An 11429-nucleotide genomic window follows, 5' to 3' on the forward strand; every position below is an offset into this window, starting at 1 on the left:
CCTTGGCGTGCAGACGCGTGCGCTGCGCGTCGTACTGGATGCGGACCTCGGCTCCGAACTCGCGGACCAGCCGATCGAGCGCGGACCGCTCGGTGGCGCCCATGTAGGTGGTCGTGATGATGCGCAAAGGCACGCCTCGGTCACGACGTCCACGCAGTGGCTCGTCGAGCAGGCGGAGGCCGTGCCACTTGACGAAGGCGCACAGCAGGTCGACGCCGTCGGCGGTGTCGATCTCGGCGCGCAGCTCACCGCCGAGGTTCGGCTCGCCGTGCGCGTTGGTGAGGAGCGCTGCCTCGGCCAACGGCGTGCTGGGACGGACGGCGGGTGTCGCCGCCTGGCCAAACTCGCTCGGGCCTGCGAGCCGTAGCAGTTGTGAGGCCGGTGGAAGGACGTCGTCCTCCGAGCTGCCGAGTCGGCCGACGATGTCGTTGACGAGGCGGAGCCGCTGCGCGGGGTCGCGCGTCGCCTCCAGGGCCCGCAGCGTCTGCTCGTAGACATGCCGCGCCAGCACGTGGGGCTGATCGGCAGCGTCAATTTCTCGTCGCGTGACCTCAGCCTCGCTGAGCCGCTGCAGCGTGCCCTCGAGCTCGCTCGTGATCAGTGACTCGTAGAGGCCGTCCTGCACCCCCGCAGCTTGTCAGGAGGTGACCACGATTTCTGCGGTTACGGGCCTGCGCGTCGAGCGGTCACCTCAAGATGGTGCTCCACGCGACCGATGATCAGTGACGTATCTCGGACGGGGGAACCATGGCAGGAGAGTCAGCAGAACGCATCGCACGCCAACAGCGCGAACGCGCCGAGCGCCTGATGCGCTCCGCGCAGATGTACGAACGCGGCGCCATCGGCGAGCGCGCCACCGGCGAGATCCTCGATGTACTCCGCCAAGAAGGCTGGGCCGTATTCCACGACGTGAAGTGGCCCGGACGACCCCGCGCCAACATCGATCATGTGGTCGTCGGACCGCCTGGTGTGTACGTCATCGACTCGAAGAACTGGGCCGGCCGGATCGAGATCGACAACAACGCGTTTCGATCCAACGGCCGCAAGCACGACAAGACGGTCGCCTCCGCAGGCGACGCGGCACTCGCCGTGGCTGGTCTCCTGAGCGCACCTGCCGCTGCCACGACCAGGTCCGTGCTGTGTTTCGTTCGCGACGAGCCGGTGGCCGGTTGGTGCTACGACGTGATGTTCTGCTCGACCGCCAACCTCCGGGAGATGCTCCTCACCCGCCCGACCGCGTTGACTCCGGACCAGGTGCGCGCCGCCGGCATCGAGCTCGACATCAGGTTCCGCGACGCGGTCTCGCGGCCCGTCATGCGACCGCCGGCGGTGCCGGTCGCGGCTCGACAGCCGGGGCGCGGTCTTGCCGCCGGATCGGTGGTTGGACTGCCGCGGCCCCGAGCGCCTCGGCGGAAGCGGAGCGCCGCCACGGGACTGCTGGGACTGGCCGTCTCGGTCGGGCTCACGTTAGTGGCGATCAACCAGCTCCCGAACCTCGCAGATCGCATCGGTGACAACCTGGCCGGAACCCTGACACCCACGACCGCAACGTCGTATGAGAGCTGCGAGGCGCTGCGAAAGGACTATCCGAAGGGTGTGGGCACCGCGGCTGCTGTCGCGCGGATGAAGCGGACGAAAGGGCGGCCGGTGGCCGACTCGACGGCGTACGCCGCGAACTCCGCGCTCGACACAGATCGTGACGGGCTGGCATGCGAGCGAGGCCAGAAGGCTCGCTGATCATCCGATCTGAACGACGTAGGCATCGTGGTCAGAGAGCCGTCGATCGCCGAGCGATGCCTCAACCCTGAATGCGCCCGAAGCCGAGACCGTCGTAGGGATCGCGACGTGGTCGATGGATAGCAGCCCGTCGATGCGATGGGCGAGGCTGGCTGTCGGGACATGCAGGTTGAGCTTCTCGAGTGCTGTGAGGAGCGCTGTCCGGCCTCCCATGCTGCCGGCCCATTCCCGTCCGTGGAGTGCGTGGTTCCAGTCGCCTCCCCAGATCAGTCCATCTGTTGGCAGGGCCGGAACGAGCGTGCCGAGGCAGGACGCGGTCCACTCCGCGTGGCGGGCGCCCTGCCAGAACTCACGCTCGCCGGCACTTCTCCAAGGGAGGATCGAACTGCAGAACGTCCAATCGCCAACGATCGCCATCGCGCTCGCCGGGTGGGGATCTGACAGCGGGGAGATCGCTGACCGGCTGGCGACACCCGCCCACCGGCGACGTGCTGCCATGCGCGACTGACCGAGGTGGAGGGCATAGCCGGGGAGGTCGACTCGCTCGCTGGCCTCGGTGAGCAGCAGGACGTCGCAGTCGAGGTCGAGCAACAAGCGGAGGTGCTCCGGGGCCCACCGCCCCGCCAGGTTCCAGGTGCCGATTCGCACGGTCCCGATTCCAGCGGATCGGCATCCGACGCCGCAGGCGAAACGACGGATCTGCCACCACCTGGCGCGCGCGCGATGTGGCCCCCGTCACCCACCGATCGCAACATGATCCGTGCGGGCGTCCGTCTTGTACTCGGCAACAGCGGATCGAGTCTCGGGAGAGCGCGTGCGGATGCATCACGTCAAGATGTTGGTCGTCGGTCTGTTCGGGCTGGCGCTCACGATGGCCGGGCTTGCGCTGCCTGCGTCGGCGGAGGGGGTGGACACACAGGCTCCGGTGGTCACGATCGGGTTCCCCGTCGGTCTGCCGTACTACAGCCGCAACACCTCCCAGGCCACGTTCACCGTCACCGACGACGTCGGGGTCGTGCGCACCCAGTGCGCGCTGGACGACGCGGCGTACGTCGCCTGCACCAGCCCCTGGTCGATCTCCCGGCCGAGCGACGGTCCGCACGAGGTGCACATCCGGGCGACCGACGCGGCCGGCAACACCACAACGGCGACGAAGGCCTTCGTCGAGGACCACACGCCGCCGGTCGTGCGCCTCTCCGCGAGGCCGCGGGCGTACACGAACGACAGGACTGCCACGTTTGCCTGGACCTTGTCCGACGCGCTCAGCGGCGTCAGGTCGTGGTCGTGCCAGCTCGACGGGCACGCGATCAGCGGTTGCACGGACACCGGCATCACGCTCACGAACCTGCCCGAGGGCGGCCACACCCTCATGCTGCAGGTGAAGGACAAGGCCGGGAACGGCAACCCCAACAACGTCTACCTCGACTGGGACGTCGACACGACCGCACCCGAGATCGACGTCACGAACGCACCGAGGGCGACGACACTCGACCGGTCGGCGACGATCGGCTTCACCGTCGCGCCGGACTGGTCGTCCAGCACCGCGGAGTGCCAGCTCGACGACCAGCCGGCTCAGCCGTGCTGGACCCGGAGCGTGACGTGCGACGACCTCGCTCTCGGTGAGCACCGGGTGGTCATTCGGATCCGCGACCGGGCGGGCAACCCCGCCGAGCAGACGGTCGCCTGGAAGGTCGTCGCGCGCCCCGACGCCCCGGGCGACGTGACGGCGGTGGCCGGCAACCAAGAGGCGACCGTCTCGTGGACCCCGTCGTCCGAGCACGGGCTGCCCGTCACCGGCTACGTGATCACCGCGAGTCCCGGCGGTCACACGGTGACCGTGCCTGCCGATCGCGCTGCCGCCAGCCTTGCCGGTTTGGAGAACGGCACGGCGTACACGTTCACTGTCACCGCCACGACCTCGACGCTCGGCGGCTCCCTCGAGTCGGTGCCCTCGGAGCCGGTCACGCCGGCCGGATGGCCCGACCTGCCTCGCCAGGTGACGGCTGAACGGCGCGACCACGCGGCCCTCGTCTCGTGGAACCCGGTCGACGGCGACGGTGCACCGATCGCCGACTACACCATCAAGGTCTCGCCCGGCGACCGGACGCTCACGGTGCCCGGCGACCAGACATCGGCGCTCGTGGATGGGTTGGCCGAGGTGGGGCCCTACACCTTCTGGGTCACCGCCCGGACCAGGGTCGGCGTCGGACCCACGTCCGCCCCAGTGTCCGTCGTGTTCGCCGAGGTGCCCGCGGCACCGACCCACGTGCGGGCCGTGCCCGGCAACCACGCGGCGACCATCTCCTGGACCCCGCCCAACGAGGATGGCGGCACGCCGGTCACCGGCTACACGATCACCGTCCGGCCGGGTGGGCGCACCGTCGACATCGGCACCGAGACCACCTCGTGGACCGTGTCGGGGCTGACCAACGGCTCGGCGTACACCCTCACCGTGTCGGCCACCAACGCAGCGGGGAAGTCGGCACCGTCGGCGCTCTCGAACACGGTGGTTCCTGCAGGGGTGCCCGATCGCGTCGACCGCCCTCGCCTGACCCGGAAGGGAACTCGCACCGTCGTCGTGCGATGGAGCGCCCCGGACGACAACAGCAGCGTGATCAAGCGCTACCGCGTCATGTCGAGTACCGGGCGAGCCCAGACTGTCGGCGCAGGCGTGCGTCGGGTGGCGTTTTCCTCGCTGCCGAAGGGCCGGCACACGTTCTGGGTCGTCGCGGTCAACGGCATCGGCTCGAGCCGCCCGAGTCATCCAGCGGTCATCCGGCTCCGCTAGGGCCGGGTGTGCTCACGTCCAGGCTTCGACGGCCTGCTCGAGGTTGAGGACGATGGCGGCGGCGGCGAAGTGGTGGTCGCCGGTGGTGGCTTGGGCGCGGACGACGTGGTTGCGCAGCTCGGAGACGGCCGAGCGGGCGGCGTCGGGGTCGGCGCTGTCGCGGAGCAGCGCGGCGACCTGCCGCAGCGCGTCGGCGGTGGTGGCGCGCAGCTCGGCGGCGGCGGGGTCGTCGCGGCGGATCTCGGCACGCTGGTCGGAGACGAGCGCGAGCACCTCGTCGACGCAGCCGGTCAACCGCTGCAGCGCCTGCGCCCGGGCGTCGTGGCGGTCGGTGGTCTCGGCCCAGCGGGCGGCCTTCCAGTTCGCGCGGCGGGCGTCGCGCGCCTCGTCCATGAGCGCGTCGGCGTCGCGGGCGGTGTGCTCGAGCGAACGGCGCAGCGCGTTCCAGTCCTTCTCTCCCACGATCTCCTGCACCAGCGCCTCGGCGAGCTCGTCGAGCTGGTCGGCGAGCTGCCCGCGCAGCCGGTCCTGGGCGATGACCGCAGGGGTGAGCGGCAGCTGCGGGAAGACGACGTAGACCCCCACGCCGACCAGGGCGCCGACCGCGGTGAGCCCGCCGTACGCCGCGGTGTACTCGATCGGGTCGCCGCGGCCCGCGATCAGCACGAACATCGCGGCCAGCGGGACCCAGCTGCCCATGTCACCCGCGAGACCCGAGGCGCCGATCAGGGCTCCGGCGACGATCGCCAGGCCGAGGGGGATGGGCTCCGGGAACGGGAGCCCCTGGGCGGCCAGCGCGAGGGCCGCGCCCAGCAGGATCGCGACCACGACCTCGATCGCGTTGCGAGCCGAACGCACCACTGACGTCGAGACGACCGACAGCGCGCCCAGCGGCGGGTAGTAGGCGTACTCCGCCGCGAAGCCGCCCAACGGCTGCACCACGAGCCACGCCAGCATCGCGGCCAGAGCGGCCTTGACGGCCAGGAAGTAGTGCGGGTGGGTGCGCGCCCTGGCTCGGGCCCGGCGTACGGCGGAGGTGGTCGTGCTCATCGCGGACCGGTACCCGCTCGCACCAGGGGCCTCACCCGTGGCGATGATGGCGGGGTGAGCTTCGACGTCGCCCAGGTCCGGCAAGACTTCCCCGCGCTCTCCGACGGGGTCGCCTACTTCGACGGCCCCGGCGGCAGCCAGGTGCCGCGGCAGGTGGCCGAGGCGGTCGCGCGCACGATGACCGCCGGGCTGGCCAACCGAGGCACGGTCACCGCTGCCGAGCGGCGGGCCGAGGACGTCGTGGTCGGCGCCCGGTCGGCGGTGGCCGACCTGCTCGGCTGCGACCCGCGAGGCGTGGTGTTCGCGCGGTCGATGACCCAGGCGACGTACGACGTCTCGCGGGCGCTCGCGCGGGAGTGGCGCCCCGGGGACGAGGTGGTCGTCACCCGCCTCGACCACGACTCCAACATCCGCCCGTGGGTGCAGGCCGCCGAGCGGGCCGGCGCGACGGTGCGGTGGGTCGGGTTCGACCGGGAGACCGGCGAGCTGCCGGTCGACGCCGTGCGGGCGGAGCTGTCCGACCGCACCCGGCTGGTGGCCGTCACCGCCGCGTCGAACGTCCTCGGCACCCGCCCCGACGTCCCCGCGATCGCCGCGGCAGCCCACGAGGCCGGCGCGCTGGTCCACGTCGACGGGGTGCACCTGACCCCGCACGCGCCGGTGGACGTCGCGGCGCTGGGGGCGGACTTCTTCGCGTGCTCGCCGTACAAGTTCCTCGGGCCCCACCACGGCGTGGTCGCTGCGTCGCCCGAGCTGCTCGAGCGCCTGCACCCCGACAAGCTGGTGCCCTCGAGCGACCAGGTGCCCGAGCGCTTCGAGCTCGGCACGCTGCCCTACGAGCTGCTCGCCGGGACCACGTCCGCCGTCGACTACCTCGCCGGGCTCGCCTCCGACGCCGCCGACCGGCGCACACGCGTGCTGGAGTCGATGGCCGCGATCGAGCGGCACGAGGAGCGGTTGTTCGCGCGGCTGCTCGAGGGGCTGCGCTCGGTCGCCGGCGTGCGGCTGTACGGCGACCCCGCGCGCCGGACGCCCACGGCGTACTTCACCGTCGCCGGCCGTTCGAACCGGGAGGTCGCCGAGCACCTGGCGGCCGCGGGCGTGAACGCCCCGGCCAGCCACTTCTACGCGATCGAGGCCTCCCGATGGCTGGGCCTGGGCGACGACGGTGCCGTGCGCGCCGGCCTGGCGCCGTACACGAACGCCGACGACGTCGAGCGGCTGCTCGCCGGCGTCGCGGAGCTGGCCCGCTGACGCTCAGCGCTCGTCGCCTGCCCGGACGGGCTGGACCGAGATGAGCGGGATGCCGAGGTCACGCAGACGGGCCAGGATGCCGTGGAGCGCTGCCTGGTCGAGGACCTGGCCGCGCAGGAGCGTGACGCCGTCGGGCGCGGGCTCGACGGTCATGCCCTCGAACCACGCCGCCCATCGTTCGTCGAGGCGCCCCTGGAGGCGGATCTCGTACCAGCCCGGCTCGGGTGTGGTGCTCACGTCCTGCTCCTAGCGCTCAGGTGGTGCGGTGATGTCGGCACGCTAGGAGCAGCGGCGGGGACGGGTCGTCACATCATCTGGTGAGCGCGCTGGTGATCTTGCTGGTCAACGTGCCGATCGGCTGAGCAGCCCGAGCTGGTGCGCCCGGCTCACGGCAGCGCGGCGGCTGTTGACCCCGAGCTTGGTGTAGACGTGCTTGGTGTGGGTCCGCACGGTGTTGAGCGAGACGACGAGCTCGCGGGCGATCCCTGGTCCGTCGAGGTCCGACGCGAGGAGGCGGAGGACGTCGAGCTCGCGGTCGCTGAGCGGGTCGATCAGCCGCTCGGCCGGCGAGGGCACAGGCGCTGCCACCGGCGTCGTCGCGGACGCCGCGCTCGCTCGCCGCGCGAGCAGGTCGCGGAGGAACGGCGACCGCGGCCGGTCCCGCGCCAGTGTCTCGAGCAGCTCGCCGAGGCCGGGGCCGGGCTCGAGGAGGAACCTGCGCCATCGCTGCGGCTCGGCGAGGTCGACGGCACGGCCGAGTGCCACGAGCGCGTCGTCCACGCCTCCGGCCGCGTGGAGAGCGAGCGCGCGCAGCACCTCGACCTCCACGACGGTGCCCGTGCGCGCCCCGGCCTCGGCGGCGTCGAGGAGCCGGTCGAGGAGCGCGGTGACGTTGCCGAGGACGCCCTCGTCGCCGCCGGCTCGATGCTGGGCGAGCAGGACGCGGGCGAGCGTGACGTGCTCGTACTCCTGCAGGTAGCTCAGCGCGTCGGAGGCCGCCACCCGGTGCTCGTGGGCCCAGGCCAGGGCGCCGTCGAGGTCCCCGGAGGCAGCCAGCAGCCGCGCCCGGGTGGCGTGGAGCGGGTGGACCGGTGGCAGGTAGTCGCCGACATAGACCCGGGTCGCCTCGTCGAGGAGCTCGAGCGCTCCGGCCCAGTCGCGCTCGGCGGCACGGACCCGGGCCAGCGCGACCCGCCACCGGTACGGGTTCTGGGGGAGTCCGGCCCCTTCGCCGAGGTCGTCGGCCCGGCGCAGCAGCTCGGCGGCCTCGACCATGTCGTCGCGGTGCCAGGCGACCCGGCTGAGGGCCACGAGCATGTCCGCGGTGCCTCGGAGGACGCCGCCTCCGCCCGGCGGATGCTGTTCGGCGAGCTCGAGGGCGCTGCGCAGGCTCGCCTCGGCGGCGTCGAGCCGACCGAGGGTGAGCTCCATGTCGGCGATGGCGAGCGAGCAGCCGAGGACGTCGGCGACGTGCCCGGCCCGGGCCAGACCCGCGGCCGCCGCGACGTACGACGCCTGCGCGGCGACCACGTCGCCCATCGTCCACGACGCGAGCCCGGAGATGCCGGCCGCCGCAGCCGGTGTCAGGTCGTCGTCGGCAGGCGCCGTCCCGATCGCTCGCCGAGCGCGCAGGACGCCCGTCTCGGGGTCGCCGGCCACGAGCGCCAGTGCGCCGCGGTACATCTCGATCGCGGCGGGTACTCGCCGGAACTCCGCCCGGTCGACGACCACGAGCTCGTCCTCCGGACGGGCGAGCATCGCCTCCACGGCGCGGATGCGCTCCTCGACGCCGGCGAAGTCGTTGCTCGCCATCAGGCCGCCGACCAGGCCCATCGCGAGCGCCGGACGGTTCGCCAGCACGTCGTCGGGCAAGTCGTCGACCCAGCGCCGGATGACGTCCTCGCGGCGCAGCCGCCGCAGCTCGGGGATCGAGGACTCGACCAGGTCGGCAGCGGTGGAGGTGTCGCCCGCGGCCAGGGCGTGCCGGACCGCCTCCTCGACCTCCCCGTCGTCGGCGTGCCACCGGCTCGCGCGCCGGTGCAGCTCAGCCGCGTCGCCGGGGCGCTCGTTGCCGAGGTGCGCTCGCAGGACCTCGCCGAACAGGTGGTGGTAGCGGTACCAGCGGCGGTGGTCGTCCAGCGGCACCAGGAACAGGTTCTGCCGGTCCAGCAGGTCGAGCATCGACCGACCCTCGCCCGGGGCGCCACCGAGCACGACGTCGCACAGCGGGGCGGTGAGGCGCTCGAGGATCGAGGTGTCGAGGAGGAACCGTCGTACGTCTGCGGGCTGCCGGTCGAGGACCTCGTCGACGAGGTAGTCGACGACGAAGCGGTCGTCACCGGCGAACCGGTCGATGAAGCCCGCGGTGTCGGTCCGGCCGCGCAGCGACAGGACCGCCAGCTGGAGGGCGGCCGCCCAGCCCTCGGTGCGTTCCTCGAGGGCCGCGACCGCGTCGGCGGGGAGGCCGAGGGCGTGGAGGTCGTTGAGATAGGCGGCGACCTCGTGGCCGTCGAAGCGCAGATCGGCGGCCCGCACCTCGAGGAGCGCGCCGCGGGCCCGGAGACGCGACAGCGGCAGTCCCGGGTCGGCACGCGTGCTGATCACCAGGTGCAGCTGTGGCGGAAGGTGCTCGACGAGGAACGTCATCGTCTCGGCGATCTCGGGGCCGTCGGCGAGGTGATAGTCGTCGAGGACGAGGACCAGGTCGTCGTCGGAGACGCTGAGCTCGTTGACGACGCCGGCCAGGACCGTCTCGACCGCGGCCTGTCCGGACCCGAGCAGGGTGAGTGCTGCGGCGGCGGAGCCGGGCACCGCCCGGTCGAGCGCGGTGAGCACGTAGGACCAGAACCGGCCCGGACGCCGGTCGCGCGCGTCGAGCGCGACCCAGGCGACCGGGAGGTCGGCGGCGGCGAGCCAGGAGCTCAGCAGCGTGGTCTTCCCGAACCCGGCCGGTGCCGACACCACGGTGACCGGGACGCCGGCCACGCGGGACAGCAGCGCGTCGAGTCGGGGGCGGGGGACCGCCTCCCGGCGAGGCCGGGGCTGCGCCAGCTTCGTCTCCACGAGCGGGTCGACCATGCGTCGCCTCCCGTCGTCGCCGGCTCATCGGTGGTGCGACCGCCCGATCAGCGCGCGGGGCCCATCATGTCCTGATCGTCGTGCACGTGCATCCGTTCGCCCGGGCGCCCGAAGATGCTCAGCACCTCGGCCGGCCCCTCGCCGGTGCTGCCGAACCAGTGCGGCACCTGGGTGTCGAACTGGGCCGCCTCGCCCTCCCCGAGGACCAGGTCGCGCTCGCCGAGCACCAGCCGCATCCGGCCACCGAGGACGTAGAGCCACTCGAACCCGTCGTGGCTGCGGGGCTGCGGCTCGGACTGGGTGCGAGGGATGACGATCTTCCACGCCTGGATGCCGCCCGGCCGGGTCAGTGGCAGCACGGTGCGGCCGTTGACGCGTCGCGGCTTGAGCCGGATGCGCGGGTCGCCGACCTCCGGGGCGCCGACGAGGTCGTCCAGCGGCACCCGGTAGGCCTGCGCGAGCGGCAGCAGCAGCTCCAGGCTCGGCCTGCGCCGACCCGTCTCCAGGCGCGACAGCGTGCTCTTGGAGATGCCCGTCTCGAGTGCCGCCTCGGTCAACGTCAGCCCGCGCTGCTCGCGCACCCGCCGCAGCCGCGGGCCCACCAGGTCGAGGGTCGCCGCCAGCGCGGGGGTGGCCCCGGTCGGCTCGTGCGTCATGACGGCCATTGGACCGCATCGAGCCGCCGTCGGCGCGGTTGATTCCCAGAAACGGCAACAACCGTTGTCCGGTCGGCGGGACCGCCGTCACTCTCGGCTCATGAACCAGAACGACGGACCGACCAGTGACCGCGGCACCGACGCCAGCGCGACGGACCCGAGCGAGCACGACGTGGTGGTGGTCGGCGGCGGCGCTGCCGGCCTGTCCGCCGCGCTCGTGCTGGGCCGATCCCGCCGGAGCGTCGCCGTCGTCGACGCCGGTGAGCCGCGCAACGCGCCGGCGGCACACATGCAGGGCTTCCTCGGCTCCGACGGCCTCCCGCCGGCGGAGCTCCTCGCCCGCGGTCGCGCCGAGGTGGCCGGCTACGGCGTCGACCTGATCGCCGGCACCGTCACCGGCATCGCGCGGTGCGAGGTCCGGCCGCTGAGCCGCCGCCGGTTCCGGGTCACGCTCGCCGACGGGCGGATCCTGACCGCCCGGCGCGTCCTGGTCACCACCGGGCTGCGCGACGTCGTTCCCGATCTTCCGGGGCTGGCCGAGCGGTGGGGCCGCGACCTGCTCCACTGCCCGTACTGCCACGGCCACGAGGTCCGCGACCAGCCCCTCGGGGTCCTCGTCGGAGGCGAGACACCGCTCGAGGAGTCGCTGGCCTACGCGCACCTGATCCGCCAGTGGTCCGACGACGTCGTCCTCTTCGCCAACGGCACGTCGCTGAGCGTCGAGCATCGCGAGCGGCTGGTCGCCCGGGCGATCGGCGTCGTCGACGCGCCCGTGACCCGGCTCGTGGTCGAGGACGACCGACTCACCGGCGTCGAGACCGCCGACGGACACGTCGTGGCGCGATCGGCGGTGTTCGTCCGGCCGC

The 11429-nt window shown here is 72.7% G+C and carries 9 protein-coding genes and 1 pseudogene; 4 read left to right on the plus strand and 6 right to left on the minus strand.

The genetic code is table 11. From position 1 onward, the window contains the following. Positions 1-625: pseudogene (locus tag Q0L15_RS04185) on the minus strand (DUF3427 domain-containing protein); the annotation flags it as partial. A 122-nt stretch (positions 626-747) separates the two neighbouring features. Here Q0L15_RS04185 and Q0L15_RS04190 point away from each other — a divergent pair. Beyond that, the gene (locus Q0L15_RS04190) at positions 748-1737 is read left to right on the plus strand and encodes a nuclease-related domain-containing protein (protein WP_296602457.1); all 990 of its coding nucleotides are present in this window, start codon (positions 748-750) and stop codon (positions 1735-1737) included. Here the strand turns inward: Q0L15_RS04190 and Q0L15_RS04195 are convergent, their stop codons facing one another. Beyond that, the gene (locus Q0L15_RS04195) at positions 1738-2331 is read right to left on the minus strand and encodes a hypothetical protein (RefSeq protein ID WP_296602458.1); all 594 of its coding nucleotides are present in this window, start codon (positions 2329-2331) and stop codon (positions 1738-1740) included. A 226-nt stretch (positions 2332-2557) separates the two neighbouring features. Between Q0L15_RS04195 and Q0L15_RS04200 the strand changes: the two genes are divergently transcribed. Next, positions 2558-4525, plus strand: coding sequence for a fibronectin type III domain-containing protein (locus tag Q0L15_RS04200; protein WP_296602468.1), 1968 nt, complete (start codon positions 2558-2560; stop codon positions 4523-4525). Between the two features lie 12 nt (positions 4526-4537). On the opposite strand, the gene Q0L15_RS04205 is transcribed toward Q0L15_RS04200, so the two are convergent. Then, the gene (locus Q0L15_RS04205) at positions 4538-5575 is read right to left on the minus strand and encodes a hypothetical protein (protein ID WP_296602460.1); all 1038 of its coding nucleotides are present in this window, start codon (positions 5573-5575) and stop codon (positions 4538-4540) included. Positions 5576-5629: 54 nt separating this feature from the next. Between Q0L15_RS04205 and Q0L15_RS04210 the strand changes: the two genes are divergently transcribed. Beyond that, positions 5630-6829 carry a cysteine desulfurase-like protein gene (locus Q0L15_RS04210; RefSeq protein WP_296602461.1) on the plus strand — a complete coding sequence of 400 codons (1200 nt, stop codon included), beginning with the start codon at positions 5630-5632 and terminating at the stop codon, positions 6827-6829. A gap of 3 nt (positions 6830-6832) precedes the next feature. On the opposite strand, the gene Q0L15_RS04215 is transcribed toward Q0L15_RS04210, so the two are convergent. From Q0L15_RS04215 to Q0L15_RS04225, 3 genes are all read right to left on the minus strand, one after another. Continuing rightward, complete coding sequence (locus tag Q0L15_RS04215; protein WP_296602462.1) at positions 6833-7066, minus strand: hypothetical protein; 234 nt, start codon at positions 7064-7066, stop codon at positions 6833-6835. A 105-nt stretch (positions 7067-7171) separates the two neighbouring features. Beyond that, complete coding sequence (locus Q0L15_RS04220; protein WP_296602464.1) at positions 7172-9907, minus strand: LuxR C-terminal-related transcriptional regulator; 2736 nt, start codon at positions 9905-9907, stop codon at positions 7172-7174. 47 nt (positions 9908-9954) lie between these two features. Then, positions 9955-10563 carry an XRE family transcriptional regulator gene (locus tag Q0L15_RS04225; RefSeq protein WP_296602466.1) on the minus strand — a complete coding sequence of 203 codons (609 nt, stop codon included), beginning with the start codon at positions 10561-10563 and terminating at the stop codon, positions 9955-9957. A 100-nt stretch (positions 10564-10663) separates the two neighbouring features. Between Q0L15_RS04225 and Q0L15_RS04230 the strand changes: the two genes are divergently transcribed. After that, a partial coding sequence (locus Q0L15_RS04230; protein WP_296602467.1) for an FAD-dependent oxidoreductase occupies positions 10664-11429 on the plus strand: 766 nt, incomplete at its 3' end.

It is taken from the genome of Nocardioides sp. (assembly GCF_024509035.1).
Classification (GTDB): Bacteria; Actinomycetota; Actinomycetes; order Propionibacteriales; family Nocardioidaceae; genus Nocardioides.

What these genes read in the sequence shown, in the direction of transcription:
- Q0L15_RS04190 (WP_296602457.1), top strand. Translation starts at nt 748, where the DNA reads ATGGCAGGAGAGTCAGCAGAACGCATCGCACGCCAACAGCGCGAACGC.
- Q0L15_RS04200 (WP_296602468.1), top strand. Translation starts at nt 2,558, where the DNA reads ATGCATCACGTCAAGATGTTGGTCGTCGGTCTGTTCGGGCTGGCGCTC.
- Q0L15_RS04205 (WP_296602460.1), bottom strand. Translation starts at nt 5,575, where the DNA reads ATGAGCACGACCACCTCCGCCGTACGCCGGGCCCGAGCCAGGGCGCGC.
- Q0L15_RS04220 (WP_296602464.1), bottom strand. Translation starts at nt 9,907, where the DNA reads ATGGTCGACCCGCTCGTGGAGACGAAGCTGGCGCAGCCCCGGCCTCGC.
- Q0L15_RS04225 (WP_296602466.1), bottom strand. Translation starts at nt 10,563, where the DNA reads ATGACGCACGAGCCGACCGGGGCCACCCCCGCGCTGGCGGCGACCCTC.